The 26,199-nt window shown below is 36.1% G+C and carries 32 protein-coding genes and 1 pseudogene; 2 read left to right on the top strand and 31 right to left on the bottom strand.

What is annotated here, in order from left to right; all coding sequences use genetic code 11:
• The 15 genes from G596_RS0118645 to G596_RS0118575 form a co-directional block, all read right to left on the bottom strand.
• On the bottom strand, positions 1 to 217 hold a 217-nt coding region (locus tag G596_RS0118645), incomplete at its 3' end, for a hypothetical protein (protein ID WP_026671421.1).
• Between the two features lie 376 nt (positions 218 to 593).
• Complete coding sequence (locus tag G596_RS0118640) at positions 594 to 872, bottom strand: hypothetical protein (protein WP_022763330.1); 279 nt, start codon at positions 870 to 872, stop codon at positions 594 to 596.
• Between the two features lie 17 nt (positions 873 to 889).
• Positions 890 to 1,396, bottom strand: coding sequence for a hypothetical protein (locus tag G596_RS0118635; RefSeq protein WP_022763329.1), 507 nt, complete (start codon positions 1,394 to 1,396; stop codon positions 890 to 892).
• A 121-nt stretch (positions 1,397 to 1,517) separates the two neighbouring features.
• Positions 1,518 to 1,712 carry a hypothetical protein gene (locus G596_RS0118630; protein WP_022763328.1) on the bottom strand — a complete coding sequence of 65 codons (195 nt, stop codon included), beginning with the start codon at positions 1,710 to 1,712 and terminating at the stop codon, positions 1,518 to 1,520.
• Positions 1,713 to 1,734: 22 nt separating this feature from the next.
• The gene (locus G596_RS0118625; RefSeq protein WP_022763327.1) at positions 1,735 to 2,406 is read right to left on the bottom strand and encodes an SIMPL domain-containing protein; all 672 of its coding nucleotides are present in this window, start codon (positions 2,404 to 2,406) and stop codon (positions 1,735 to 1,737) included.
• A gap of 19 nt (positions 2,407 to 2,425) precedes the next feature.
• Entirely contained in the window at positions 2,426 to 3,076 is a 651-nt protein-coding gene (locus tag G596_RS0118620) for a 3'-5' exonuclease (protein ID WP_022763326.1), read from the bottom strand.
• A gap of 118 nt (positions 3,077 to 3,194) precedes the next feature.
• Entirely contained in the window at positions 3,195 to 3,989 is a 795-nt protein-coding gene (locus G596_RS0118615) for a DUF6557 family protein (RefSeq protein WP_022763325.1), read from the bottom strand.
• A gap of 233 nt (positions 3,990 to 4,222) precedes the next feature.
• Entirely contained in the window at positions 4,223 to 4,849 is a 627-nt protein-coding gene (locus tag G596_RS0118610) for a hypothetical protein (RefSeq protein WP_022763324.1), read from the bottom strand.
• A gap of 275 nt (positions 4,850 to 5,124) precedes the next feature.
• Positions 5,125 to 5,331 carry a nucleoside triphosphate pyrophosphohydrolase gene (locus G596_RS22940; RefSeq protein WP_330361234.1) on the bottom strand — a complete coding sequence of 69 codons (207 nt, stop codon included), beginning with the start codon at positions 5,329 to 5,331 and terminating at the stop codon, positions 5,125 to 5,127.
• Positions 5,332 to 5,462: 131 nt separating this feature from the next.
• Positions 5,463 to 7,193 (bottom strand): hypothetical protein, encoded by a 1,731-nt coding sequence (locus G596_RS0118600; RefSeq protein WP_022763323.1) that lies wholly within the window; start codon positions 7,191 to 7,193, stop codon positions 5,463 to 5,465.
• 315 nt (positions 7,194 to 7,508) lie between these two features.
• Positions 7,509 to 8,363 carry a Bpu10I family restriction endonuclease gene (locus tag G596_RS0118595; RefSeq protein ID WP_022763322.1) on the bottom strand — a complete coding sequence of 285 codons (855 nt, stop codon included), beginning with the start codon at positions 8,361 to 8,363 and terminating at the stop codon, positions 7,509 to 7,511.
• Positions 8,363 to 9,232, bottom strand: coding sequence for a Bpu10I family restriction endonuclease (locus G596_RS0118590; RefSeq protein ID WP_022763321.1), 870 nt, complete (start codon positions 9,230 to 9,232; stop codon positions 8,363 to 8,365). Before G596_RS0118590 ends, G596_RS0118595 begins: the two co-directional genes overlap by 1 nt.
• Positions 9,229 to 10,377, bottom strand: coding sequence for a DNA cytosine methyltransferase (locus G596_RS0118585; RefSeq protein ID WP_022763320.1), 1,149 nt, complete (start codon positions 10,375 to 10,377; stop codon positions 9,229 to 9,231). The genes G596_RS0118590 and G596_RS0118585 overlap by 4 nt, the downstream gene beginning before the upstream one ends.
• The gene (locus tag G596_RS0118580; RefSeq protein ID WP_022763319.1) at positions 10,374 to 11,549 is read right to left on the bottom strand and encodes a DNA cytosine methyltransferase; all 1,176 of its coding nucleotides are present in this window, start codon (positions 11,547 to 11,549) and stop codon (positions 10,374 to 10,376) included. The genes G596_RS0118585 and G596_RS0118580 overlap by 4 nt, the downstream gene beginning before the upstream one ends.
• Positions 11,549 to 11,773: a helix-turn-helix domain-containing protein gene (locus tag G596_RS0118575; RefSeq protein WP_022763318.1), complete on the bottom strand. Its 225-nt coding sequence runs from the start codon at positions 11,771 to 11,773 to the stop codon at positions 11,549 to 11,551. The genes G596_RS0118580 and G596_RS0118575 overlap by 1 nt, the downstream gene beginning before the upstream one ends.
• 443 nt (positions 11,774 to 12,216) lie before the next feature.
• Between G596_RS0118575 and G596_RS0118570 the strand changes: the two genes are divergently transcribed.
• Positions 12,217 to 14,088, top strand: a complete 1,872-nt coding sequence (locus G596_RS0118570) for a DUF262 domain-containing protein (protein ID WP_022763317.1) — start codon at positions 12,217 to 12,219, stop codon at positions 14,086 to 14,088.
• Positions 14,089 to 14,347: 259 nt separating this feature from the next.
• Here the strand turns inward: G596_RS0118570 and G596_RS24195 are convergent, their stop codons facing one another.
• Positions 14,348 to 16,663, bottom strand: coding sequence for a BspA family leucine-rich repeat surface protein (locus tag G596_RS24195; protein ID WP_022763316.1), 2,316 nt, complete (start codon positions 16,661 to 16,663; stop codon positions 14,348 to 14,350).
• A 163-nt stretch (positions 16,664 to 16,826) separates the two neighbouring features.
• On the opposite strand from G596_RS24195, the pseudogene G596_RS0118560 reads away from it, so the two are divergent.
• A pseudogene (locus G596_RS0118560) lies at positions 16,827 to 17,183 on the top strand (transposase); the annotation flags it as partial.
• Between the two features lie 242 nt (positions 17,184 to 17,425).
• Here G596_RS0118560 and G596_RS0118555 read toward each other — a convergent pair.
• From G596_RS0118555 to G596_RS0118490, 15 genes are all read right to left on the bottom strand, one after another.
• On the bottom strand, positions 17,426 to 18,808 hold the full coding sequence (locus tag G596_RS0118555) for a relaxase/mobilization nuclease domain-containing protein (RefSeq protein WP_022763314.1): 1,383 nt from the start codon (positions 18,806 to 18,808) through the stop codon (positions 17,426 to 17,428).
• 7 nt (positions 18,809 to 18,815) lie between these two features.
• A complete protein-coding gene (locus tag G596_RS0118550) occupies positions 18,816 to 19,148 on the bottom strand; it encodes a plasmid mobilization protein (RefSeq protein ID WP_022763313.1) in 333 nt (110 codons plus the stop codon).
• A gap of 1 nt (position 19,149) precedes the next feature.
• On the bottom strand, positions 19,150 to 19,476 hold the full coding sequence (locus G596_RS0118545; RefSeq protein ID WP_022763312.1) for a hypothetical protein: 327 nt from the start codon (positions 19,474 to 19,476) through the stop codon (positions 19,150 to 19,152).
• Positions 19,477 to 19,483: 7 nt separating this feature from the next.
• Positions 19,484 to 19,657, bottom strand: coding sequence for a hypothetical protein (locus tag G596_RS0118540; protein WP_155829359.1), 174 nt, complete (start codon positions 19,655 to 19,657; stop codon positions 19,484 to 19,486).
• Positions 19,658 to 19,737: 80 nt separating this feature from the next.
• Entirely contained in the window at positions 19,738 to 19,866 is a 129-nt protein-coding gene (locus G596_RS25805; RefSeq protein WP_022763310.1) for a hypothetical protein, read from the bottom strand.
• A 13-nt stretch (positions 19,867 to 19,879) separates the two neighbouring features.
• Entirely contained in the window at positions 19,880 to 20,092 is a 213-nt protein-coding gene (locus tag G596_RS0118530; protein ID WP_022763309.1) for a DUF6462 family protein, read from the bottom strand.
• 579 nt (positions 20,093 to 20,671) lie between these two features.
• Positions 20,672 to 21,913: a tyrosine-type recombinase/integrase gene (locus tag G596_RS0118525; protein WP_022763308.1), complete on the bottom strand. Its 1,242-nt coding sequence runs from the start codon at positions 21,911 to 21,913 to the stop codon at positions 20,672 to 20,674.
• Between the two features lie 10 nt (positions 21,914 to 21,923).
• Positions 21,924 to 22,139 (bottom strand): DUF6462 family protein, encoded by a 216-nt coding sequence (locus G596_RS0118520; RefSeq protein ID WP_022763307.1) that lies wholly within the window; start codon positions 22,137 to 22,139, stop codon positions 21,924 to 21,926.
• 146 nt (positions 22,140 to 22,285) lie between these two features.
• Entirely contained in the window at positions 22,286 to 22,498 is a 213-nt protein-coding gene (locus G596_RS0118515; RefSeq protein ID WP_022763306.1) for a hypothetical protein, read from the bottom strand.
• 3 nt (positions 22,499 to 22,501) lie between these two features.
• Positions 22,502 to 23,089: a hypothetical protein gene (locus G596_RS0118510; protein ID WP_022763305.1), complete on the bottom strand. Its 588-nt coding sequence runs from the start codon at positions 23,087 to 23,089 to the stop codon at positions 22,502 to 22,504.
• A gap of 127 nt (positions 23,090 to 23,216) precedes the next feature.
• A complete protein-coding gene (locus tag G596_RS22930) occupies positions 23,217 to 23,441 on the bottom strand; it encodes a helix-turn-helix domain-containing protein (RefSeq protein ID WP_022763304.1) in 225 nt (74 codons plus the stop codon).
• A 309-nt stretch (positions 23,442 to 23,750) separates the two neighbouring features.
• Entirely contained in the window at positions 23,751 to 24,308 is a 558-nt protein-coding gene (locus G596_RS0118500) for a hypothetical protein (RefSeq protein ID WP_022763303.1), read from the bottom strand.
• A gap of 215 nt (positions 24,309 to 24,523) precedes the next feature.
• Positions 24,524 to 24,985: a helix-turn-helix domain-containing protein gene (locus G596_RS0118495; RefSeq protein WP_022763302.1), complete on the bottom strand. Its 462-nt coding sequence runs from the start codon at positions 24,983 to 24,985 to the stop codon at positions 24,524 to 24,526.
• Positions 24,986 to 25,184: 199 nt separating this feature from the next.
• A complete protein-coding gene (locus G596_RS26135) occupies positions 25,185 to 25,403 on the bottom strand; it encodes a helix-turn-helix domain-containing protein (protein ID WP_081646809.1) in 219 nt (72 codons plus the stop codon).
• Between the two features lie 229 nt (positions 25,404 to 25,632).
• Complete coding sequence (locus tag G596_RS0118490; RefSeq protein ID WP_022763301.1) at positions 25,633 to 26,139, bottom strand: nitroreductase family protein; 507 nt, start codon at positions 26,137 to 26,139, stop codon at positions 25,633 to 25,635.
• Between the last annotated feature and the right edge of the window lie 60 nt (positions 26,140 to 26,199).

The raw sequence follows: 26,199 nt of genomic DNA, 5'->3' as shown, positions 1-26,199 counted from the left end.
TGGATAAATCTTTGATTGTGTATTGAGAAAGGTCTTCTTCCAAAATCCCAACCTTTTCTAACACTTCTTTAAGGCATTCTGGAACTGGTTTGGTTTTCCACTTCTCAAACATTTTCACTTTAAACGCAAAAGTAAAATGAATAGTATTCCGGGTAACTTCCTCGACAACTGTATTATTTTTCAATTTTTCGATATTCATTTCCCTGAATATACTCATAGCAAAGCCTCCAATAAAAAAATACCCAGACAATGGGTATTTCAACTGTCATGTTGAAGTCCATCATCTGGGTATCAGTTTATTATGTTATACATCACCCAGCAATATCCCCATATCAATTTCATTGGATTTTTATAATTATTATCATGTGATTTTTGATTGGTTTAGTTTATAGCACATAACAAAGCGCCAGTAATCTTCAATTTCTGAAAATTATTGGCGCCTATTATTTTAGAAAGGAGTACAGCCCGGCTGATCTCACAAAATCCCCTACCAGACTAAAATGCCCTGTGGCTACATACCCTACTACCCAGAGGATGGATCATTTCATTCGGATATGCATTATGACAAACAAAAACAACTATTTGTAAATAGCTCAAAAATCAAAATCATCAAAATCGTCAGCATCAAAACCTGCATCCTCGAGGGCTTCACGTCTCTCATCCGGATCCATCATCTCCAGATCATCCCTGGAAAGACCCGCCATTTCAAGCTCGTCCTCGAGTTCATCTTCCTCATCATCAAAATCGGATGAATCATCTTCCTCTTTGAAAACTGTTTCATTTATAAAAGCCCATTCGCCGGCATCTATATGCCCGTCATTATTCAGATCAAATGGAGTATTTCCAAACATATCATCAAAAGGTCCCTTCATAGCCAGCTCCTTTCTGATCAGTGATGATCATTCCAATAATCTTCTGCTGCATCATAAGCTTCGTCTTCATCATCGTAGTCATCTTCATAGTCGTAGAATTCTTCATATTTATCATCAGCAAAATCCTGAGCGGATTTATAATCGTATACATCATAGGAATCATATTTCTTCTTGGAGCTTGAATATGACTTCTTTGAAGTGCTCTTCTTGCTGCTGTATGAAGAGCTGCTTGATGTTGTTGTAGGCTTATGCTCATAACAGTAAATGCTGCCGGTACTTCTCTTCCTAGTACATCCAGACTTAGCGCAATGGCCTACGGAAGTACTTGTATAAGACTTGGTACTGCTTGAAGAACTCGTAGATGACTTATGGACATAACAATATATGCTTCCGGTGCTTCTTTTCCTGGTGCATCCAGATTTAACACACTGGCTGTTATATGCTCCTACACTCATCGGTATACTTGCAAATATGGTAATCGCTACAGCGAATGCTGTCACAAGAGTAATTATAGTCTTCTTCATGATCCCGCCCTCCATAACTTCTCTGAAAACGGTGTGGTATCTCTATATACAAGATAATCCTTTTGGGTTGCCAGTTACATATCCACTTAAGCAAAATACATGCCTTTATTTCTATATCATGTTACTCTCCATGAAGCCATCCCGTATCCTGATTATAAGGAATATCCGGATAATCCTTCTTAAGCTCGTTCTTGAAAAGCACTATATGCAATAGCACCGATAAAAAGGCTGTCAGTTCAATATATCCAATCCAAAACACAATAATATCAGAATGACTTCCTATAAAACTTCTTAATACAAAATCAATATATTCCATTCTGCACTCCCCTCATCAATCTTTAGCATATTCCCCATACAACCGTAACTGTATCAGTTATATCGATATCATCTGGCTCAATATCCATATCATAGCCATCAGTACTGCATTTTGCAGTTTCACAACAGAGCATATCCATGTGCATAGGAGCGATTTCCATATTGATCTGCCCCCAGGAATAATCAATAGTCTGTATATCTCCAAGCTTTACTCCTGCAGCTGCGGTCAGTATTTCAGCTTTATCCCTTGAATCCTTAACAGCTTTACCAAGCAGTTCGTTCTTAGCAGCTGTCTCATCCTTCACAAAGAAACTGATTCTGAACTCAGGACGTATTATCAATGCATTCGCAAGGGAATATAAAATCTTTCCGAGCCTGTCATTATCAGACTCAAACTCAACCTTAAGAACATGCCTGAATCTATATCCGACGAATCTACTTTTCCAATCGCCATTTTTGTCATGATAACTCTCATTCTCAACCTCAACATTAAAAGAAAGAGTCTTAACATCTTCACTTGAAAAATCATGCTTCTTCAGTATTTTTTTTAATTCTTCTGTATCCTCCGATGACTGCTTCAACGTACTGGAATATTCCTTTTTCACGCCTTCCAGAGTAATAGTAATTCTGGTCATATCAGGCCTTACTTTAAGATTTCCTTTACCGGTGATATGTATTGTTCTCTCGATTGCCATAATTCTGTCCCTCCTACTATTATGCCAACGCTAATCCTGCAAACAAATCTCCCATACAGAAACTAAGATGATCAACATCTTCTTTTCTAGCAGTCTCATACAGCTCATTGAGCCTGTAATCAGGATCTGTCTCTAGCTTTGTAAAAAGAACTGCTGTATTGGCAGCATCCACCAGACCATCATGTGCTCTTCCTTCAGGTGCTATGTTAGATATGAAAAGTGCCTCCTCAAGGCTATATGCCATTCTTCTATCCATCTTCCGTCCGAAGGTCTTCTGACAATCAATCCAGTTTGCAAAGATAATCTCAAGGCGATCATCCTCGATACCCTTTTCAAATGTTTCACGGATAATCTGCTTGGGATCAGAATTGCTCCAGGATACACATCTGACATCATCTGCCGGCAGCCAATCCAAAAAGGATTCCAAAGCATCTTCAAAACAAGGAGCATTCTCAACATCTCTCTGAGAAATACCAGTCAAATTCTCGATAAAGCTGTCTATGTATCCAAATTCAGGTCTCACATACGTATTAAACTCGTCTATAACCTCATAATCCTCATCAAGAAGAACTGCTCCAATCTGAATAGTTTCCTGACGATATTTATAACCACTTTTCCTAAATCCCTTAGGAACCATACACATTTCTAAATCTAAAACAGCATATTTCATAGAAATACTCCTCTCAAAACTACTGTGAGTTTTTGCTTCTGAGTATATTCTATAAAATATGCTGTCCTATAATCACACCTACAAATACGAATGTTCGTTCTGCTTATTCTCTAATCAATCAAATATCATTCATTCCATCTACAGAATTTCTATTCTCATATTCTCTGCGGATAGTTTCTATATATTTTTTATGATTTTCGTTCATAATCTTTGCACAGTACCTATCTTCAATTTCCTTAACTTTATCCTCATACTCTTCAGAAAATATGTCATGGACAAGCTCATCTGGTGTCATCTTTGATCTCAGATCTTTTTCAATTTCATCATCATCAATAATATTTGCATAAACCGTCTCGCCTCTTTCAATCTGACCAAAGCTCTTATCCAGTTTATTTTTGAATTCTTTGATTCTTTCTTCCCTGTCTTCATCTGTAAATCCCCAGTAAAACATTCTTCTGAGTATTGTTGCGCAGCAGACATCCACTCCAAGCTTTCTAACTGATTCTGCCGCTACGTTATAACCAGCTACCTCACAAAAGGGTATAAGGTCAAATCCATAATGATTAAGACGATACGCTCCTTCCTCGTCCCATATTGTGAACTTCTTAGCTATCACTTCAAATGCTTCTTCATCCCGTATACAAAAAGCATCTATAGTCTTCTTAGAGGATTCTCCCCACTCTGAACTTTTTTCTTCCAAAATGAAAATAGTATGCGGATCACCGTCTTCATCAATATCGTAATCCTTGATTTTTTTACAGTTATCCTCAATTATCTTCCTGAGTTTTTTTAATTTCTGCGCCTTTTCTTGAATCGTATGAGTATCCAAATCTCCAAAAAATGGTTCTATCAGCCCATAGGCATTAAATACCACTTCGTTATCAGCTTTTTTAAATATATCTTGTACTGTCAATTTTCTACACCTCCCTATGCAATGAAGTCCTTTTCAGTAGTCAAGTTGATACATTATAATCAGTCTCTTTCTCACATTCTCATAATAGGTATTGTCAAACATAGTGAAATCAATAATTCCATAAATATCTATGCAATTTGTATTTGCATTCTTTACATATAACGTCAGCTCTATTCCTATTTCTGCAATTGAATACTATCCAAATAGTTCCTTTCCTTGCCATTTTTTCATCCTTATCGATCTTTTATGGTTATATAGCTTCCATCCACATTTTTATCATGTATTAGTGTTAGCTTTATGTCTCTCTCTGATTCTCCCCATTCCCTAATTTTTCTGAAATGCATCTTGTCATTCTCAGGGCAATCGGATATAAAATGTACTGAAAAGTTCCTAGCGTACTGATGTCTAACACTTACCACCACAAAAGGAATTTCATTTTCTCTACAAAATCTATTAACTAAAGCCTGAACTGTTTTCGTATCTATATAGTTGCTTTTCTGTATCGGTTTTTCTTCATGAAAATTTCTGTGAAGCGAAGCTCTATACTTCTTATAACGATCCCACGCTTCTTTTTCTACATACGCTTTAAGATACTTGTTTATCTCTTCTGGAATCGATATGGCTGTTATTAACTTATTTTTTCTAAAAATATATGCCATACCGGCATATATATAGAGAGAACTTAATGAATCAAGCTTTCGATTTAATATCCATTTCCTTAATTCATCCAGAGTATCATCTGCCTTTATCCCATGCTCCATTGCCCTTTTTGCAATTTTGTCAGAACTGTTCTCGGAAATTCCCCTACGCTCTTTCATTCTAGTCCTGCCATGCTTTGTGATAATTGGTTTTTTTGCCATATTATGTACCTCTTACTTATCTCAATATGACTAGCCGTATGCATAAGCCACATCATAAAAACCTTACACGCTGTCTTCCTACATCATTAGAGTTTCTTTCATATAATGCCCCTTGAAACCATCTTACAAAATTATATGTCCAATAATCACCCCATCTCTTTCGGATTGTTTTTGTTTTTTTTCAAATTTTTGTTCTCTAGACATAATCAAAGGCTAAGACATAGCAAAGTACTACATCCCAGCCCTGTTATTACTCTTATATTGATTCTCAAAGCCTATTCCTCAACCGTCTCCAGAAAAATATGGTCATCAAACCCACCGCGTTTTTCTGCCTTACCCCGTCTGATATTCTCCAAATCATCAACGCTGTGTCCTCTTGCCCTTGTTGCAGCATAGACTACCTCTAGCAAATCTGCTAATTCTTCCAAATTCTGATCTTTATGATACTCTGCAAGTTCCTCATCTAGCTTAGCATCTATCATCTGAAGATATTCGGCATCATCAAGAATCCGAGTTTTACAAGTTTTATTATCATTTTCAATTACCTAAGGTATCCTGTCGCGGACAAGCTTGTTATATGTTTTTACCGGCATTTTCCAATATACCTACTGTATCAACTTTGATATTTCGTTCCAGCTGTATCCATATGGCCACCACATGAACCGACTATTATTTTTTTTAAATGAGTCTTATTATCAGTTATCACGGCAAAATAAATCCGATAAAATCTAGGATCTGATTCTTTTCCTGTATTTGACGCTACATGTGGTTCAATGTTTATCGTTTGCCCATGATACTCATCAAGAAAATTCTTCATCAAATCTCTATCTTTTTTAGTTGTAGCTCCATTGCCGGGAATACATTTACATGTTGCTCTATTGCTAAACTCCGAACAAGCATTTACAAACGAATCCATACAATTTAAACAATCATACAATTCTGTAACCATAGCAAACAATATTCCCCATAATATCTCCGGTGATGTCCGACAATATTTTAATGATTTCCACCCTTGCTCTGTTAAGTCAATCCTTTCCGGAAATACTGTAGTAAAATAATCAAAAACACATTCCGGCGTATTAGGATAATCACATAATTCTCTAATTCCATCAACAGCTTCCTTCGCAACTCTGAAAGGTTCAAAAGAGGAGTTCAATGATTCAATTTGTGATCTAAAATTATGATTTTCTCTTTTTAATGTTACGATTTCTTCCTCGTAGGTCATATTGTTTATTTGCAATTGCGTATTTTTCAAATCTAAATCATCAATTTTCGCCCTTAATGAAACAATATCATTCTCAACCTCCCTTTCAGCAATTTCTTTTTTATTGCTTATTTCTTCAATTCTTGCCTGAAGCTTGTCCCTTCTAATAAGATCTTGGCAATTTTTGTATCTAAACAAGACTTCATAATCATTAATATCTTGGGCTAATACCCTTCTAAATATTCTCAAAACAACTTTTTCAGTCATCTTAACCGCGTCATCATAATGAATGAATCGATGCCTATTGCAATCATTCGGATCGTCACGATTAATTTTGGGTAAATATAACCTAATCATGCCACCAGTACACTTATAATTACTGTCAAAAAGCGATTTGAGTTCTTCAACAAACATCAGATCATTGGAGTAATAAACAAGCGCATTTCCACCCACACTTTTAATCATCTTATTCGGACTTACAGATAAATTAATTTTCTCTTTTTCCCAATAATCCCTCTTGGGAAGTATCAATATCACTGGTATTTCACGAAAAGGATCCATCAGTAATTCTCTAAATCTATATCCCTCACCAGTCCTTAATTCAACTGCTTCAAATAACAAGGGATCACCATTAACTTCACATACATACTTTTTATCAGTCTGAATATTTATAACTATTCTAGGGACACTAATATCTGGCTCTGGCATAGTTTGTCCAATATATCCCATTGCATCCTCATATGATAAGACAAAAGTCAGAAGCGCAGATTCACCATCAGATGATTGATATCCTATTTCTGTTGTCCAATACCTTGGCGCATAGCCCTGCTGATATGTCCGTTCCCGAATAAAACATGCCCAAGATACATTCTTTTCGTTATTAGGGTCTATTCTCTTTATGGATTCCGCAAAAAAGTCGCCTGCCTCAGAATGATCGTAAAGCTTTCCCCCATTCTTAAAAGACGTCCAATGTATAGGTTTTTGGCTCACTCTAATACGTTTATAGGATAGCCATTTTTTTACATGCATTACCAAGTCCCACAGAATATCTGTATTTTCCCATCCTGCAACTGGCTTTACACTAAATTGAACTTTATAAAACAATTTCGAATTCAGATCATTTTTGTTGCTCTCTTGCATATTCCAATTTCCTTTCGCAATCCATAATACGAATCTTTTTAATTATACCATTTGAACGCCTTTTCTTTAAAATCTTACATTCCCCATTAAAAAAGCATTCTCACAAAATACACTAGATTACCATTTATTTTATAAGCACAAAGTTTTCAGGGGTAGCGCATGAAAATTTAACGCTTACGTTAATCATTTTCTTTGTCATCCTTAAAATTAATAAAAAAGACGGGGGATGCTCCGGTAGGATCAACTCCGTCTTTTAAATAACTGGTAACTTATCAATAACGATATGTTAGCTCTCGATAAATCTCATATTCTTTGCTAATTAGGTCGATTAATGATTTTACCATTTGAAACAGCATCATCTGGATTCCACCAAATAGCCTTCAAATGTCTATCAACTCTGTTATATAAGTCAACAATCAAATCTCCATCTATCTCAAATGGTTCTTGATTATGGTCTCTTCTTTTTTCCCTATCACTATTCTTTGCTTTACATAGTATATACACCTCATCAATATCTGTTAATTCAGGTGTAGCATCATCCATCTTCATGTATTCAGATGCTACTATGTAAACACAATATGGCATAGCAGATTTCAATCTTGCAGCTGTAGCTGCACATGAATCTAACATATTCCGTTCTAAATATGTTTTACACTCAATTGCAACCACGGGTATAACAGTCATTTTTTTATCTGCAGTTCCATCTGCAGTTACTTCAATTCCAATATTTACACCTAAAACAAAATCTTGGTCTTTTGTATGTATATAAGCATTTGGTTTTTCAAATACAGAATCGAAATTATTTGGCGTAAAACTTAGACTCACATACGAATTACCTTTTCCAACAAACAAATTATCATGATTTATATGCATTTCTTTTACTTTTATATTAAAAAGCAAATAGAAAAACTCCTCCATAATTGAAGACCCCAATCCTGTTTGACCAGAATTTTTCATTGAATCAAACATAGGGATAGCTACTCGACGATAATCATTAAGTGCCTCTACAATTTCTAAAATTGTCTTTTCATCCAAAACTGTATATGAATCAACTTTTTTTCTGTAATTCTCATAAGCGTCATAAACATTCTTTAAAGATGCAATTTTTTTTGCGTATTCTAGCAGTACTCTACCATGAATATGTTTATCTGCAACAATATTAATACCCATCAATTTCTACCTATTAACTTTCCTTCCTGCATTTTTTTATTTAATTGACCGCTTTCAATGGAGATATCATTCAAACTTTTTTCAAATAAATAACTAATTTCTTTCACAAGGTCTGTATTTATAGAATTTCTAGGGTATGGTGCTCTTCTAACTTCTGCCCTTTTTTGCTGCCTAAGAACATACATTTCGTTAATACCAGATGATGCATAATTTAATTTTTTTACAGCAAAATCTGATAATTCAGTAACCACCAAATAATTACATTCAGGAAATGTTTTCTTTAATTCCCCAACTGAAAATTCTATACCTGATAACATATTCTTATCTAGGTTAGTTTTACACTCAATAGCAAGCAATGGGATAGGCAATTCATATTCCTTATCATCTAACTTTAGCAAGCAGTTTTTCACTACAGCTACATCTACCCTCTTACTTTTAAATCTTACACTTCCACCATCCGTAAAATCAAAAATACACTCTATTGTAAGGTTCTTTTGAGCTGATACCTCCATGTCTGATTTGTTAGCTTTAATTATTTCGTAAAAAATCAAACATAACATTTCAGGAACTACACTTGATGCAAAATCACTTTGATGTACATATGGATTATTTTTTTGTGGCCAAAACATATCCATATAGTCGTTGACACAAGCAACTATTTTATTTACATAATCATCAATATTGCTGAAAGTGATTTTTCTTATATCAATATACTTTTTGATAACGGAATCTAAAAATTTGTGATTCTTGTCGTCTCTCTTTTGTAATTGGTATAACAAATTACTACAATGAGGCAACGCTGATAAATCCATTTTGGTAGTCTCATTTATAATATTCAATTCATCTATTAATTCATCATATGTTTTCATCTACTTGACTCCACTATAACTTTTCCAATTGCTTCAGCCATTCTTGGAGGTACCGCATTTCCAATTTGATTATACTGTGATAAACCGATTTCATCTTCACGATGTTCCCTTTTCAGTAATGATTTACTCATTAGTGTTCGTGGTCCACAAAAAACAAAAGCATCCGGAAAACTTTGTAATCTTGCTCCTTCTCTAGCTGTTAAGTTCCTATTTAAGTATGGATGAACAAATGTCGATTGAAAGGATGCTGTAATAATATTACTTACCTTCTCTGGATCCAATCTCTGATTATTCGTTTTATATCTCTTTTTTACATCAAGCCCTGTCCCATTTCTCTGACGTTGTCCATATTCAGCTGGTACATCCAAAAGACTTCCACCTTGAGGAATTTGAGAGAACCTATCAATTAGTCGTTTTGTATGTTTCATAGCAACATGATTTGCTACACCTTTAGAGCCTTTTCTTATATATCTTTGATAAGCACTTTGTGGCTCTGTTTTATAATCTACTAAATCATTGGTTCCTTCTCCAGCATTAATATCAGGCAAATCCCCAAAAACATCCTTTATCTTAACCCAATTTTCTTCACCCTCAAATTCACCTTTTATCTCTTTAGGCATTTTATCTTTGTCTAAAGTTCCAACTACAACTACTCTTTCTCGATACTGTGGGACTCCAAAATCAGCTGCTTGTAGCACAAACACCTCTGTAGTATATCCTATATCTCCAAGCTTTTCCCTATATGTTTGTAAAGCTTTCTGAGATTCATTCATCCTTCCATTCAAAATACCTTTTACATTTTCGAGTATACAAAATTGAGGTTTTAGAATAGAAATAAACCTATAAAATTCCATAATTAGAGTGTTTCTTTCATCTATAATTCCATATTGAGAAGGCCCCGCAACAGAAAACCCCTGACAAGGAGGACCTCCTGCAATAATATCTACGCCATTAAACAATTTTTTAATTTCTTTTTCTGTAAAGGTATGAATATCTCGATTATACATAGGAATATCTGGAAAATTATAGGAAAAAGTCTCCGCTGCAAATCTGTCTATTTCAATTGCACCAACAGACTCTATCCCAGCATTTTTAAAACCGAGTGTCATTCCACCTGCACCTGCGAATAAATCTAGTGATTTCATTTATTATTCTCCCTAAACAAATTAATACATACCTCTGCCAAATGTTCACCCATCAATGGTGGAACAGCATTCCCTACTTGGTTAAATTGGTCTAAATGCAACTCTTCAAAAATTCCTTTTTTTGCCAATAATTTTTTACTTAAGGTAGTTTTCTTTCCCTTAAATACAAAACTATCTGGGAAAGTCTGCATCCTCGCAGCTTCTCGAACAGTAAGATTCCTTGGCTGAAATGGATGAATAAAACTTGAATAAAATGAAGCTGTAATAGTTGGTGACACCTTTGAAGCATCAATAATTCTATGATTCTGACTATATGATGAGTCACTGATTTTTTCCATATTTCCACGGACTCTTGGTTTAAGTTCTTCTGGCAAATCTTGCTTATGATTATTTAATAAAAAAGAAAACTTCTGAATCGTTTTGTCTGTATGTTGCATAGGTATGTGATTATAAAGATGTTCACTATACCTCCTTATTCTCTTCTGGTATTCATTGCTTGGTTTGCAATCATATTCCAGAACTGCATCTTCTGGGTATTCCTTTGGCTTAACTTCAGGCAAATCTGACATTGCCTCAAAAAAGGAAATTTCAGGACATTTATAATTTTCCATCAAATGTTCAACATCAAACTCATCTTCCGAAATTGTTTTTTTTCTAGCTATAAAGAAAAATCTTTTTCGATCCTGTGGTATACCATAATTTCTACAATTCAAAATTTTGTAATCATACACATAGCCATGTGTTTCAAAAAAACTTTTAATATCTTCCACAATTTTAGTTCCATCTGGAAGCTTATAATTGACAATCTCTTTAACATTTTCTATCAGCACTATTTGTGGTTCTACTACATCTACAACTCTTAAAAAATGCTTATATAAAACATTCCTTGAATCATCCTTTTTTCTCCTATTGCTTGCAGCTATAGAAAATCCTTGACATGGTGGTCCTCCCATAACAATATTAACTTCACCCTTATATTTCGCAAAGAAATCGTCCGGCAATTCATTTATATCTGCTTCGATAATATTTTTGTTTTTATGGTTTTCTTTGTATGTTTCTACAGCCCATGCATCTTTCTCTATAGCTAATACAATCTCTGCACCTGCTTGTTCAAATCCATATGACAAGCCGCCTGCGCCTGCAAATAAGTCAATTACTTTTATGTTTGGCATCACTTGTTATTCTCCTCTTCACTTTCAGGTAAAAAAACTAGTATATCATTAGGTGTACAATTCATTGCCTTACAGATACTCTCAACCTTTTCTAAAGCAATATATTGACCACTCTTGATTTTGCTAATGATATTTGCAGAAATATGAGCCTGTCTCATTAAATCTGAATTAGACATATCTTTTTCAATCATTAGATGTTGTAATTTTTTATAACTTACAGACATTTTTATTCCCTCTCAAAAATAAGAAAATATGTTCGGTCATATATCCAATATATTCTATCACAGAAGTGTGAATAAAGCCATGTAAATATGATTTTTTTAATTTATAATGCTATTTAACCTCCGTAAAGTGAATTTTTAAATTTGACCTATTTGACCGTATTATAAACCTCGTAAAAACCGTAAAAACGCAAAAATCTAAATCTCTAAATCTCTAAATCTTATGTTGACACAGTATCTGTCCAATAAAAATACCAACTAAAAAAGATCAAAGAAATATCAAAAAAAGATCAAAGATCAAAGAAAAATCACTCTTCTATAAAGATCACTCTTACTCTAATGCTATTAAATTGCGGTTCTTCTAAATACAAATACCTAACCAGATCTTGAAATAACAATTTCAATATGATCTAATTTTAATAAAATACTAGGAGGTATCTTTTTATATGCAAAATAGTAAAGAAATTATCTCTGAAATGGAGAATATATACTCTGTTCTATTAGACAATGCTGTCGCGTATTATATACCTGAATTCCAAAGAAATTTTGTATGGGGAAAAGAAGAAATAACTCAATTAATTTCAGATTTTACTGAAGACACAGATGGTTTTTCTGCTGACACTAATGATTTAGAAGGATATCTATTAGGGAATATTGTCCTTATCGATCAGGGCAAGAAAAAAATTGTCGTAGATGGTCAACAACGATTGACTACTCTTTCCCTTTTTGCAAAAGCTATTAGTATAGTTTTAAGTGAACACATCAATGAGGCTTCTACTGCCAATAATACAAAAATGGTTCAAACTTGGTCAAAAAGAGTGGGAGAAATTGAAAAAGGATTTTTCATTCTGGACGATGCAGACGATGTTCAAGGGTTAAAAATCCAGCATGATCCCAGCCTTGCATTTGGTAACTATTATAGCAAACTAATTTTTGATAAAAACGAACCCTCAGATATAATCAAAGAAGAAGATGCAAACATAGATATTGTTTACTCTCAGATATATGAATTCCTTTCAGATTTATCTGATGATCAGTTTATAAAATTCATCCAATATTTTAAAACAAAGATAAAAATAATAGTCACAAGTGCTCCAACCGAGGCAAAAGCTTTTCAGCTCTTCGAAATTCTAAATGCCAGAGGAATGTCTTTGGAACCTATGGACCTTATTAAAAATACCTTTCTCAAAACACTGAGTGTAGAAGGAAAAAGCGAATTGCAAATATCTGATTTTAATCAAGACTGGCAAGGAATGATGGGTAATTTACAGCTAGGTCCCAAAAAGAAAATCGCATCATCAACTTTTCTTAAACAATTTCTTATTGCCTTCAGAGGCGAAAACAAAAAAGCGGATCAACTATTTAATTATTTTAAAGATCCAAGCAATGGTTTTGATGGAAATACTATTCTTGATTTCATAGAAAACATGAATAAAGTGTCTTCTGTTTATCGTGAAATAGAATTAGGTAATTACTGCTCTTTTGGTGATGATCAGAATATGTTTATTCTCTTCAAATTATTAGGCATAAAACAATTTCATCCTTTGCTGATGATTTTCTATTCTGAAGAAAAAGAAAAAAAGGCAAAAATATTAGATTCCATCACGCGCTTGGGAGCAGTTGTACTATTCTCATATACACAAACAAATTATATAGAAAAAATACTTCCAGAAATTATCAAAAGCTACTGGACCACATATGAAAAGGATAAAAAAGCCGCCTTTGATAACCTTATTAGTTCAATTGAATCTCATATTAACGAGTTAACTCCAATAATGAAAGCTAATATTTCTACCAGGAATTTCGTAGGAAAAAATGGCGAAGTTCACAGCAAAGCTCTCATGTTACTCAAGTTTATTGAATTATATTTTAACCAAAATACAAAAGTACAAAGTGTTCCTAAGGGTAAAAAAATAACTGTAGAACACATTTTGTCAAGAAATTTGGATTTATCTAATATATCCTTGAATGACCTCGGCTTTTCAGATGATACCGAACGCAGAGATTCCATTCATAAGTTAGGTAACTTAACCCTTTTATACAATACAGACAATGCCTCTGTTGGAAACGGATCTTTCAAAGAAAAATGTCCTGCATACAGAATATCTGATTTTGTAATGACTTCTACCATAATTGAGCCAGTGGAAACAGGTGTAAAAAACGGATTAGATACCAGACTTTTTGCATATATCAACAAATTTGAAAAGCAGTACATCTCTCAAAACGGTCAATGGACAAAAGAATTAATCGAAACCAGAAGTAATGATCTCGCGAAATTATTAGAATGCATTGTCAAAAATAGTTACAATGAAGATTAACCATCTTCACTTAGAGCTTAAATGAGAAGTCATAATAATGACTTCCCATCCCCCTTCGGGGAGTTCACTAGTTCGCAAGCAATGCCTCAGTATATACCGAGGCGGCTTGTTGGGGAGTTCCCCAATCCCCCTTTGACAGATTTTCAATCTGGCTACGCACCCTTCAGGCGCTAAATGAACAGTTGGGGCTGTCGCATTAGATGATTAAATTCTTAGTGCGACAGCCCCTTCTAATAATATATTGACTAATCAAGCAAAATTATTTTGTTTTTATGCTCAGTGCTTTGCTCCATTTTGAGTAAACTTTTTTTCCGCCCGCTTTCTTGTATGTACGAATTCGAACATAGTATTTCTTTTGAGGCTTTAACTTTTTTATCACCTTTGATGTGGTTTTTGTTTTAGTAATGGTAAGGGATTTTGCGTTCTTAAATCTCTTATCAGTACTATATTGGATTTCATAGCCTTTTATGTCACCAGACCGTTTTTTCCATTTTACTTGTATTGATTTTTTACCAGAAGATAATTTTGATAACTTGGTAGTTTTCTGACTATTATCAATATTATTATCTTCGGACTGTTCTGTTTCATTGCTTTGTGAAGGAATCTTACTTGATGAATTGTTGTTTTCTTTACTATTCTCATCAGTGTTATTACTATCATTTGTATTTGATGATGTTGAATTATTTGTAAAGGTTCCATCTGTACAAACCACTTTGACTTTTACATAATTATTCACAATATGGTTTAATGACTTCCATTCACTTATGGTTCCAGAATAATATATTCCATTATTGTCAAATAGCTCATCATAACTACCAGCAAAGGCATCCCCATATTCTATCGATGGAAATGAATGTGGCAAATATAAGCTTTTTAATGTATTCCCCCACGCAAGCATGTATCCGATTCCGCCAGAGCTATTACCATTTCCTTTTGATTGAATATTATTCATATCAAAATTTCTGATGTCCAGCGATTCTAACGAAGTACAGTTGGAAAACATATTCGCCATATTATTTACGCTACTTGTATTCCAACCGGAAACATTAAGCGATTTAAGACCATTACAACTGCCAAAAGTGCTTGACATATTTATAACATTGCTTGTATCCCACTTAGAAAGATTAAGTGAAGATAGTGATTTACATGCAACAAATGTTCCATTTAAATCTTTAACATTTGAGGTGTTCCATTTGGAAACATCTAATGATGAAAGTAAAAAGCATTGATTAAAGCACATTTGTAAGGTTTGGACATTTTTAGTATTAAAGCGAGATACATCTAAACTAGTTAGCTTCGTGCAAGCAGAGAACATAAAACTCATATCAGCAACTTTGCTTGTATCCCAATTTGCTATGTCAAGAATCTCAAGTTCTTGGTTCCTGGTGAACATGCTTTTCATTTTAGTCACATTGCTTGTATCCACAAATCTTGCGTAAATTCTTTTTACTTTGCCTAATTCGAAGAATAAATAGCTGCTATCTTCGGGAAAAATAACTCCTTTTTCAAACATCACAGTGTTCACGCAATTAGGGATATAAAAATGCGAGTCATAAGATGAACCATTTTTCCCTATAACGGTTTTATAATTATTTCCGTTTATTGTTGCCATGTGACCAATGACTATCTTGGGAGAGCTTCCTTTGTATTTTGTAATTGTAATTGTTTTTGCTGAACTATCCAAAGTATAATCATAATGCTTATACCATTGCGTATCTGCATATTCATAACCAGCATTTATGTATTCATTATGATCATATGAAGGATCATTACCACCACTATATGATCCTCCTTCACCACCCCCATCATTAAGCCACTCATCAGAGATTTCAGTAGTTGAAAATGCTAGGAGATTTTGCATATTGCTAAAAGGAAGATGATAACTATTTGAGCTTGTACAATCTTTCAGTTTAACTAATTGATGAGTATCATATGAATAACTCTTAATTGAATCATCTATGTATATTTCATTATTAGCCAAGCTTGCATCTCTATCTATATAGGTATAGTGTGGGTCACTTCCAAGTACAAGATAACAGCCATGTTTTAATAGTGACATCATTTGATTTAAAATTTGTTCCTGATTTTCAGCAGAATTCGGATATATAGGCCACTTTTTGCCATATATTGTTACTCCTTTAGATGATGCATACGATATAGCACATGCGCCGGTGGTCATATGCGCTAAAGAATTTGTACCTTTAATTTCAGAAATATTATTATCACCAATCGTTCCAGAAATATATGAATTACTCTTACACCACTCATAAAATCGGTCAGGGTTAAACACATCTGGATTGTTCTCCACCCCTATATCTACAAGCATTTTCGAATAGGCGACCATTCTACAACCATCAGACCTTACTTTAGGATATTGCGAAGCCCCTTGGCTCCAATATTTCCAGTACTTTGCAATTCCTGCATTGTTTTTAGCCTCATAATATTTGTTTTTTGTGTTATCAGTATTGGCACTAACCGATGAAGCTGCCAATACTGAAACCGAAACAGTACATAAAATATAAATAGGTATGAGAATGCACAGAAAACTCTTTTTTAAATTTAAGCATGACAACATAGATATACCCCCTCATTTACTAAGTAATTTAGATTTTTAACATATAATGATTTCGACATTACTAATTATACTACTTCTCACTTGTAAAAGTGGGAAGTCTGCAAATAAAAAGAATACATAATTTTGATTGTAGATACGAATAATGACTTGCCAAATAGAGAGAGTATGCCCGTACAAGAAAGATTGCATTAAAGGAAACAACTGCAAGACACCATTTGAAGACAGGAACAAAAGGCTTTACGTTTCGAGAAAGCTTGAAGAAAAGCGCAGTGAATGCCTTAAGCGGATAACCAGCGAATTCGGCACGCAGCTCAGAATGAACCGAAGCATTCAGGCGGAGGGTTCATTTGCAAATGTAAAAGAAGACATGAACTTCAGAAGATATTTGTATAAGGAGACGAAGAATGTTCTTGCACAAAGCGTGTTGCTTGCAATCGGATTCGATATCAATAAACTGCATCACAAGATCATGGCCGGCCGAACAGGAACTCATCTTTTTGAGCTAAAGAAAACGGCATAATTTTTGATCCTTAAAAATCAAACTCCTGTATCTGATCCGAAGATATCTTCGGACTATTAAGTTACTCTAAAAATATGAGATATGAGCAGAAAGCAGATATAAGTACCGATTTTTAGGCCTGAAAAAGGACCATCGCCCAGATGATTTAATCATCTAATGCGACAGCCCCATAGATATTTTTTCAAAAAATAAAAAAAGAAGGGGCACCACTATTTGATAATGGCACCCCGTTTGGATAAAACTTATCGTATTTTTTCTTTATTATGATCCTTCTGATCTTCTTCTCCGATACCCAGGATCTTATCAATATCGTATTTTGCTATCTGGTACTTCGTCATGCTGTCCTTTGCTTCATTGTATTCTTTGTAGGCAGCTTTCTTTTTTGCGAGAAGCTCCTGGAATTCTGTGTTCAGCTCCTGCACTGTCGGAAGTTTCTTTGAGCCAAGTTTTTTAAATGCTTCCTTTGCCTCCTTGTGCTTCAAGATATCATCCCTGTGCTCTGCAAAGTATTTTTTGCTGTAGCCGCTCTTCCGATAGTTCACATAAGTCTCTTTGATCTTGGAATAGTTGAATATATAGTTCCTTAAATCCGTGATCTCCTGCATCCTTTTCTCTGCACCTTTGATCTCCGAATTTATATCATCAAATCTTTTTGCAGTGGTCTCTGCCTTTTTCGCAAGCTCTTCATAAGACCTGACTCCATTTTCCTGCAAAAACAGAATCGCCTTCATGACGTTTTTTACATTGAACTTCTTGGCCCACATCTCATAGCCGGAGCCTTTGCCCTTTGCAATAACGTCCTGAAGATTCAGGAGAAGATCAAAATCTTCATCCTTATATGAAGGAGCTTTTCCTTTTTCAATACCGTCAAGTTTTTCCCTTATGGATTTTTCTGTGTAAACATCTCCAAGTGACTTAAGCCTTATGAACCTCTTCTGATTCTTTCCTCTGACTGCAGTATGCTTACCGCGTTTAATTTCATATCCCTGCTTCTGAAGTTCCAATAGAAATTCGTCAAAGTCCTTTGGTCTTTTTGAGAGAGCTACATCTATTGCCATGCGGATGTCATCCCTGAAGGATTCTCTTTTAGGATAAACTGTGCGCTTCTCCCTCTCACTGTATGGTCTCGGTTTTATTACAGACAATCCGTGCTCAAGGCACACCAGGTCACTCACCCTCTGAAGCGCAAATGCTGAGAGAAAAAAGTTTTTGAACTTCTTTGTATTTGAGATATCCGATGCGCAGAACACCACATGGTTATGGATATGAGCTCTGTCAGTATGAGTTGCAACAATAAAAGCATGTTTGCCTTTTGTAAATCTCATGGCAGTCTCATATCCAACACTGTTTGCTTCTTCAGGAGTTATCTCACCAGGTTTAAAGGACTGTCTTATCTGATAAGCGATTACCTCATGGTCATATTTTCTACGAGCATGCTTTTCATATTCCGTATAGGACAAAAGAAATTCCTCGGCTGCCGCCTGAGGAGAACACGCATAAGACGAAACATATTCTTTGTCATTTGTTTTTTCAGGATTCTCTGCATAATCAGTCTTAGCCTTTATACTGTCCTTTAGTGACCAGCCCTTACTGATATGCATTGGAATAAGTCTTGTCGCTGCCATAGATACCTCAATAAATATTTGATAATCTCACAAGGATTGCCTTCACCGCTTCCCAGATTTCATCCTGCTGTCTCTGAAGTTCCTTTATGTTCTCAAGATATATGTTCCCGGTCTGGTTTGCTTTCTTCGCATACTGGTTGAGGTTATTGCTGTTGATCTTAAGAAGACGAACCACCTCCTTCACATCTGAAAGGTCGAGGTTTATGATGTATCCGTCAATCGCCATCTTCCTCATGAATGCGCTGAGATTCCTTACTCCCAGGGATTCCATCCGTTCCCTGATCTTTTCCTTATCGCTTTTTGATATCTTTATCAGGATCTGCGTGTCAGTTTTCTTCATATCACAGCATCAGCTCCGGAGCGATGAACCTGCGGACTCTTTCCTCTTCTTCCGGTTTGCATTCATGGAGCTTTTCCAATAAGGATTTCTTCTCCTCTTCATCTGGTATTCCGTTACCGTTATCATCACGAAACCTCTCAGGGTGGTTTTCCTCATTTTTTACATTGTTGATTATGCCATCGAGATTGTTATCATTCTGCTCAATCTGATCCTCCAGTCCTCTTCGTACATTCCCAACTGTATTGGGATCAAGTTCCTGCGGAAATCTTTCATGTGTACCGGTGACATCATTCCACTTCTCAATAGGTGTTCCTGTTACTTTTTCCATAGCATCATCACTCCCCTCCGCGCTTCCTTTCGGGAAATCGGATCACATACTGTGCCCTGCCTTCCTCATCTGCCGTAATATCCACATAGCAGTTAAAAGAGTTACCTGTCTTTCTGGACTTACAATGATCAAGTTTCACTGTTCCGCAGGTGAGAAGCTCCTCAGCAATGTCCTTTGTCATTTCTTTTCCGATTGACTGGAAAAACTTGTTGTCCTTCCATAATGCAAAGCGGCAGTCATAATTGCTGCAGGAGTATCCTCTCACGCTCTGCCCTGAAACGGTTCAAGCTTATCAATAGTGTCATCTCCAATCTGAAAGAAATAAGATGCATCCTCACGTCTGATGTATTCCGGTAGTCCTTCGTACTTTTGTCTCTTTGGTGTTGCCATGTTCTTTTCCTCCTTATCTGTCCTTTTCATCCACATAAACGCATGACTCAAAAAAATCCTTCATCATCTGATAATTGATCAGAACCATATTTTTGACTTTTCTTAATGCGCCAATTTCTCCCGCTATTTTCTTGATCGTATCCTGATTCATAGGGAATACTTTTTCTGCATCAATCAGTCTCAAATATTCTGGTTTGTCGTATCGATACCTTTTTTGTGTTGCCATTTGCATCTACCTCCGTTTCTTTTGGATGATTCCCGCAGATAACGAAGCATGACCTGAACATGAAACAAAAAAAGAGCCACTCCTGAAATTACATTCAAGAATGACTCTCAATTTACATTATTTTCTATTTTGAATTCACGCCAATATCATTTTGATCAGCTCAAAAAACCCTTATAGAAATCGACTGATTTCGACATTTCTGCTACATTTTTGCTGTCAGACCTCTTTTCCGACCTTGCAAACATGCATGAATACTAGGCTTTACTTATCGAGTGACTTCAGCGTCGGGAAATTTTCGACCGCTTAAGCATCCGTGAACATTTGAGAACACTCACGAGCACCAATGTACATACTTGCTCATTTGGTCTCATTCATCTGAGACCCTCTGAGGTCTGCTGACACCCGCTCCAGTTTGTCAGCTGTTTGTCAAAGGCTATATCAGTCACGATATTTCGCACCTATTTCAGCGTATACTTTCTGTTACCCTTTGCGCTTTTCCTTTAACTAAAAATGCTCGTTTGTCAAAATGTTGTTTTGTCAATTTTGGTTTGTCAGAAAAATTCTTTTCGGAGTACCATTTTAGAAAACGCCATTAAGCTTTGCTGCAAGCTTATTGATTGATTCTTTGTTTCTCCGATCTGACGAATCAGCATAGATTTCATATGTAGTAGAAATCTGTCTGTGTCCCATCACCGCCTGGATCACTTTAGGATTATCTTCCACCTCACAAAGCCTTGTGGCAAAAGTCCTTCTCAGATAGTGGCATGTGAAATGCGGAAGTATTATCGGATCCCTGTCTTCCCTAACAGCATCAAGCTCTTCCTCATGATTATAATCATTATAGATTCGCTTTATTGCCTTATTGACTGATGCCGCGCTCATTACTGAGCCATACTTGTTCTGGAAGATAAATCCTGAATATCCATCTACTACTGTCTGATTGTACCCCTTGCCTGCAAGCTGGTTTTCCTTTTCAAATTGAAATGCATCTCTTACTGCATCCATCATAGGAATTACTCTGCAGCCTGCTTTGGTCTTAGGTGTTGAGATCCTTAGCTTTGATGTGCGAGAGCCCTTCTGAGGGTAGTACGACAGTGTATGATTAACATCTATCCATCCCTCTTTCAGGTCGATGTCTTGCCAGCGAAGGCCAGTGCACTCTCCAATTCGCATTCCTGTTCCAAGAAGTACTGTGAAAAGTGGCCACCAGTGATAATACACCGGACTCATCGCAACATATTCCATAAAAGCTTTCTGTTGCTCTGGAGTAAGAGCCTGTCTCTCTGTTTCCGTCTTGGGAAGTCTCTTTGCAAGTTCCCTCTTTGCTCCATCAGTTGGGTTCTTTCTTATTATATCATCTCTTACAGCCAACTCGAATGTCGGATGTAAAAGCCCATCTACCGATTCAATAGTAGAAAACGAAAGATGCCTTTCCGAATGTAAAAAAGTGTAGAACTGCAAAACATCGGAATACTTTACATCAACAAGTTTCTTCTTCCCGAAGTCATCTCTGATATAACGCTCGTAAGTGTATTCGTAGTTGCTCTGTGTCGAATCCTTCAGGTCTATCCTAGTTGAAATGTATCTGTCATATGTCGAATTGATGGTTGCAAGGCCAGCGGCATAGATATCAAGTCCATCCAGCTGATCCTTTTTTAATTTGTCCTCTTTCCGTCTAAGTTCTAACAGATTATCTGCATATATGTATTTCTTCCTGCCGATAGGATCGGTGTAGATATACATATAACGCTTGTCTGATTTTCTCTGATGTTCTCCGCGGAAGAGGGCGTTACCTCTTAAATCTTTTCTTGAATTTGCCATGTCCCCTCCATCAGTATTTTGGTCTCATACTTCGGATGTACTCATCTATCAGCTCCGGATCCACGTACACAGTCTGCTTGCTTGTTGGGTAATAAGCACCACACGCTATTGCCCATTTTCTAAGCGTCCTTTTGTCTACGTCATACATTTCTGAAGCTGCATTAAGTTTCATCAGTCTTGTTGTCTTTGCCTTGGTTTCTCTTACTGTAGCAATGTCTTTGCCCATTTGATTCCTTTCTGCAAAGTTAAAGACGTTTTATGAAATTAGACTTGGCTGTAATTCATGAAAAGTACTTCAGCACACTATTATTATGACTCTATTGTAGCGCTGTAGCAAGAACTAATCTGAATCTGCCAAGTCTTATTCATACGTTACCGATTCTTATGTGACAAAATAAATTCTTCCAATATTGGATAATCAATATACACTGTAGCTCTGTTTATATAGTGGTATGCACCACATGCTTCGGCCATCTTTCTTATTGTTCTCTTATCCCCTGCAATAAGATGTGATATCTCTTCATATGTATATAGACGCTTCGTATTTCCACGCGTCTTCTTTACCATCTCCAACTGATTACTCATTTCTTATGCTCCTTTTTGTTCCAAATATGAGTAAGGTCTCTGCTCCTTAAGCCACTTAAGAGAGTTATCTACCACGTCTTTCCTTAAGATTCCAAATCTCTTCTTCATTGCCTCAGAAGTGACCCCCTCAGTACCAGCAATGGCAGCAAGTTTGAACTCACGTTTGAGGTATCTTTTGAATACATCTTTTTCATCACCCAGAGAACCAATTTGCTCTTCTACAAGCCCATAGATCTCTCTCATGTCCTTCAGCAAAAGAATCTCCCACTTATGTGTTTCAAACTTATCAGCACCACGAAGTGCAGTGATATAGTCTCCAGCTCTGACTGCCTGGCGAACTATCATGTCCTCATCGCCTTCGCTGGATGTAGGATTTCCAATGTTAGAAGTCTGGACTCTCACACCAGGATCCCCAAGGGCAACTCGTCTGTTATATTCCCGTTCTGCTTTTATAGTTCTGATAAGCCCCGCTTCATAAGCATTTACATATGGCATGAAACTAGAATAATGATCAAGGACTATCTTTATCCTTTTTTCATCATTAGCTTTCCTATAGTTATCGAGAATACTTGCGTTCATTCTTGCTCCCATTACTGTTTCCCCCTTTTGAAACCGCAGAACTTTTTTCTACATTATTAATTGTAAGTCCTGCAGTATCAAAGGTCATTTTACAATCTGTATAAAACTTATAAGATTTGTATAGTGTGAAAACATGCTGCTAACATGCATCACCCTTTAGGATCCAGTCTGTAGATGCTGCAAACTTATCTGAGTATGCAACGACTATATCTGTTGGAAGCGGTCTTCTATCATTTTCATAAAATGAAACCACTCCAGCGTTGGCAAGTTTAAAGTCTTTAGCTAAATCTTCCTGCCGGATTCCGGCACTTTCCCTTAGTATCCTTATTCTTTCCCCAACGGTTCTTCCGTACAATTTCTCCATGATAATTTCCTTTCCAAAAGAAGACATTATTATATAGAAGAAACAGAGTCATGGCGGACCGCAAACATAGTAAAAGATTAGTCCCAACAAGGCTTTTCTACCTCCTTCCCTTGAACAATGGCAATAATAGCATCAAAACCGTACTTACGAGTTCGCAGTAAATACGCACCAAGTTCGCGGTCAGTTCAGATTAAATTCGCACCAAGTTCGCACCTAGTTCGCGGCCAGTTCGCAGTCAGTTCGCAATTGTGTACACAATTTTTGAGCAAAATAAAAAGACTGCCGAAGCAGTCCCCACCTTGTTTTGCCTTAATCTATAAGCTCTCCATTTTCATCTATGATGCCTTTATCTTTGTCTTCCTGGTCTCTGCGTTTGCAGTATTTCCAGATCAGCAATCCATACAAGACTATTGCATCCTTTTTTACCGAAAAATACTTTGTCCGCCCCATGTAAAGCTCAATCAGCATTGCATCATCCGTTTTAGTTGTATTTTTTCCTTTCATGTATACCGAGTCAATGATATGTGCCAAAATATCGCCGCCTTCCACAAAGGCTTTCATCTGCTCCAGTACCAGCCCACTCTTATCGCCATACCATTTCTCACATGCAACTTTCCATGCAAATGATCTTTTCACTTTCTGGGAATATTTCCATGGCTCTGCAACTATCTGCAAGAACTTAGTCCTGTATGGGATCTTCTTTGACATATTATTTAGCCAGTTTATTCCCATACGTTTTGCAAAAGCTTTTCCATCATTGAATTTTATCAACAATTCTCTAATAACTTTGTACATCTCTTCATAGTCTATCCCCGCTGCGATGCACTCGTTCACGATAATCTCATGTGTTGTAACTCCTATAATCATCCTTATCTCTTCCCTCTATAACAAGAACCGCAAACATCAGTTACGCCCCTCCAACATACACTTTTTGACAAAAGAAAAACTGGTCGGAATAAAGAGCATTCCAGCACCAGTATTTAAGCCTTGATAATTATGTCAAACTGAAGACCCCCAAATAAAAACACGTTTTTAGCAGTAGCATGAAAGCTTCCGGCTCCCGACTGCTTAACGTCAATAAACTATTTCTTATCCCTGCCTTCCGGCCTCATGAGATAAGCAATCATTTTGCCAAACTCCGAATACATATATAATATCTTTTCTGCTCTCTCATCATAGCTATCTGTATTCTGGATATCCATGATGATATCACTTATCGCAGTACTGAAATCAAACTCATTATCCTCGCCGTGCCTTAGCACATCATAGTTATTATCATTTCCGATAAGCCTGTGAAGATCAGCATTAAGATTGTAGTATAGTATTGACAGCTTTTCCGGACTGATAGCTATTTCCCCACTAACCATTCTGTCATAGCTGCTTGTTCCAACTCCGAGAAGTGCTGCCATCTGAACATTAGTCCAATCGACTTTATCTTGCAAAGTCTTAAGATTAGTACCTGCAACTTTATTGAACTTTTTCCCCTTTAAGCTGTCAGGCCTTTTATCTCTTGTGTCTCTATGCTTTGATTTTTTATATGCCATATTGCTACCTCGAATTATAATCTACACAAAATTACGCGATACCTATACTGCGTAATACGCTTTTATAACCGCGTAATACGCGGTATTTTCATTGCAGATTAAGCAGTTTTCGAGAACCGGAAGACACAAAAAGGCTTAAAGCACAATAAAGGACTGCAGCCAAGCTACAGTCCCGTCAGATACATCTATTAAATTACAATCAATCTTCGTCCATTGTTATGGGATTTCTTTTACACTCAACAATTTCTTCAACATCACATTCAAGTAAGGTACATAGCTTGTCTATTGTTTCCATGTTCACTGACTCGTTTCTTTTAAGTCGTGTCAATGTTGAATGACTGATCCCAGAATGCATAAGCTGGTATTGCGTTATGTTATTCTCTTGTATATATTTCCAAAATCTGTCGTATGAAATCATATCCCTCGCCCATTATTAACAGTATTTCATAATAAAATAATGCCTCAGTTCCCTTTTTGGGGGTAGTAGCTTAAAAGCGGTATTACCCTTATTAGGGATATGTTCATAACAAAAAGAAGCCTGCTATTACAGCAAGCCTCCGTTTAAAAAAGAAGAAGTCTGAAATGATATGAATACCTTCCAGACTTCTTTTCTTATATGATTGAATTGATTACGTATTATTCCGTGCCTATAAAATATTAATCATTGAATCTAAGGAATTTCTTTTCTTATTGCCTAAAAGACTTTTAAAATCGTCAGAGCGATATCCTAAATCCAAAAAACAGATAGGATAGATATTTTCCTGCAAATTAAAGACTTTTTGTGTTTGCTCAACATCATTGACTCCAGCCCAACAAGTATCTAATCCAATATCAGTAGCAGCAAGCATCATATGTGTTGCAACAATTGTTCCATCCATTAAATAACTGTTTCCACCCTGAAAATTACTAGCAGCATCCTTGTCAGCACATACCAATATAACCATAGGTGCTCCATAACGGCAAGGATGAACACTATCCATTTTTTGAAGTGCTTCTTCACTTTTTAATATATATATGCGTTGTGGCTGTTTATTGAAAGCAGTTGGCGCCATACGTCCCGCTTCTAAAATATATTTAACCTGTTCTTCATTTGGTTTCTGATTACTGTACTTACGAACAGACTCTCTTGATTCTATAACTGTCTTAAATTCCATCTATAAATCTCCTTTTTTGCTTTGTTAATACAACTCCTATAACAGATATAGAAATTCCCC

It is taken from the genome of Butyrivibrio sp. AD3002 (assembly GCF_000420905.1).
Classification (GTDB): domain Bacteria; phylum Bacillota; class Clostridia; order Lachnospirales; family Lachnospiraceae; genus Butyrivibrio.
The sequence above is the reverse complement of the archived record's forward strand: the minus strand, read 5'-3'. Positions and strand labels throughout refer to the sequence as shown.

Excerpts from the sequence above, each read along its gene's own strand:
- G596_RS0118640 (WP_022763330.1), bottom strand. The coding sequence starts at position 872 with ATGAAGGGACCTTTTGATGATATGTTTGGAAATACTCCATTTGATCTG.
- G596_RS0118635 (WP_022763329.1), bottom strand. The coding sequence starts at position 1,396 with ATGAAGAAGACTATAATTACTCTTGTGACAGCATTCGCTGTAGCGATT.
- G596_RS0118630 (WP_022763328.1), bottom strand. The coding sequence starts at position 1,712 with ATGGAATATATTGATTTTGTATTAAGAAGTTTTATAGGAAGTCATTCT.
- G596_RS0118625 (WP_022763327.1), bottom strand. The coding sequence starts at position 2,406 with ATGGCAATCGAGAGAACAATACATATCACCGGTAAAGGAAATCTTAAA.
- G596_RS0118620 (WP_022763326.1), bottom strand. The coding sequence starts at position 3,076 with ATGAAATATGCTGTTTTAGATTTAGAAATGTGTATGGTTCCTAAGGGA.
- G596_RS0118610 (WP_022763324.1), bottom strand. The coding sequence starts at position 4,849 with ATGGCAAAAAAACCAATTATCACAAAGCATGGCAGGACTAGAATGAAA.
- G596_RS22940 (WP_330361234.1), bottom strand. The coding sequence starts at position 5,331 with ATGATAGATGCTAAGCTAGATGAGGAACTTGCAGAGTATCATAAAGAT.
- G596_RS0118600 (WP_022763323.1), bottom strand. The coding sequence starts at position 7,193 with ATGCAAGAGAGCAACAAAAATGATCTGAATTCGAAATTGTTTTATAAA.
- G596_RS0118595 (WP_022763322.1), bottom strand. The coding sequence starts at position 8,363 with ATGGGTATTAATATTGTTGCAGATAAACATATTCATGGTAGAGTACTG.
- G596_RS0118590 (WP_022763321.1), bottom strand. The coding sequence starts at position 9,232 with ATGAAAACATATGATGAATTAATAGATGAATTGAATATTATAAATGAG.
- G596_RS0118585 (WP_022763320.1), bottom strand. The coding sequence starts at position 10,377 with ATGAAATCACTAGATTTATTCGCAGGTGCAGGTGGAATGACACTCGGT.
- G596_RS0118580 (WP_022763319.1), bottom strand. The coding sequence starts at position 11,549 with ATGCCAAACATAAAAGTAATTGACTTATTTGCAGGCGCAGGCGGCTTG.
- G596_RS0118575 (WP_022763318.1), bottom strand. The coding sequence starts at position 11,773 with ATGTCTGTAAGTTATAAAAAATTACAACATCTAATGATTGAAAAAGAT.
- G596_RS0118570 (WP_022763317.1), top strand. The coding sequence starts at position 12,217 with ATGCAAAATAGTAAAGAAATTATCTCTGAAATGGAGAATATATACTCT.
- G596_RS24195 (WP_022763316.1), bottom strand. The coding sequence starts at position 16,663 with ATGTTGTCATGCTTAAATTTAAAAAAGAGTTTTCTGTGCATTCTCATA.
- G596_RS0118555 (WP_022763314.1), bottom strand. The coding sequence starts at position 18,808 with ATGGCAGCGACAAGACTTATTCCAATGCATATCAGTAAGGGCTGGTCA.
- G596_RS0118550 (WP_022763313.1), bottom strand. The coding sequence starts at position 19,148 with ATGAAGAAAACTGACACGCAGATCCTGATAAAGATATCAAAAAGCGAT.
- G596_RS0118545 (WP_022763312.1), bottom strand. The coding sequence starts at position 19,476 with ATGGAAAAAGTAACAGGAACACCTATTGAGAAGTGGAATGATGTCACC.
- G596_RS0118540 (WP_155829359.1), bottom strand. The coding sequence starts at position 19,657 with ATGACAAAGGACATTGCTGAGGAGCTTCTCACCTGCGGAACAGTGAAA.
- G596_RS25805 (WP_022763310.1), bottom strand. The coding sequence starts at position 19,866 with ATGGCAACACCAAAGAGACAAAAGTACGAAGGACTACCGGAATACATC.
- G596_RS0118530 (WP_022763309.1), bottom strand. The coding sequence starts at position 20,092 with ATGGCAACACAAAAAAGGTATCGATACGACAAACCAGAATATTTGAGA.
- G596_RS0118525 (WP_022763308.1), bottom strand. The coding sequence starts at position 21,913 with ATGGCAAATTCAAGAAAAGATTTAAGAGGTAACGCCCTCTTCCGCGGA.
- G596_RS0118520 (WP_022763307.1), bottom strand. The coding sequence starts at position 22,139 with ATGGGCAAAGACATTGCTACAGTAAGAGAAACCAAGGCAAAGACAACA.
- G596_RS0118515 (WP_022763306.1), bottom strand. The coding sequence starts at position 22,498 with ATGAGTAATCAGTTGGAGATGGTAAAGAAGACGCGTGGAAATACGAAG.
- G596_RS0118510 (WP_022763305.1), bottom strand. The coding sequence starts at position 23,089 with ATGGGAGCAAGAATGAACGCAAGTATTCTCGATAACTATAGGAAAGCT.
- G596_RS22930 (WP_022763304.1), bottom strand. The coding sequence starts at position 23,441 with ATGGAGAAATTGTACGGAAGAACCGTTGGGGAAAGAATAAGGATACTA.
- G596_RS0118500 (WP_022763303.1), bottom strand. The coding sequence starts at position 24,308 with ATGATTATAGGAGTTACAACACATGAGATTATCGTGAACGAGTGCATC.
- G596_RS0118495 (WP_022763302.1), bottom strand. The coding sequence starts at position 24,985 with ATGGCATATAAAAAATCAAAGCATAGAGACACAAGAGATAAAAGGCCT.
- G596_RS26135 (WP_081646809.1), bottom strand. The coding sequence starts at position 25,403 with ATGATTTCATACGACAGATTTTGGAAATATATACAAGAGAATAACATA.
- G596_RS0118490 (WP_022763301.1), bottom strand. The coding sequence starts at position 26,139 with ATGGAATTTAAGACAGTTATAGAATCAAGAGAGTCTGTTCGTAAGTAC.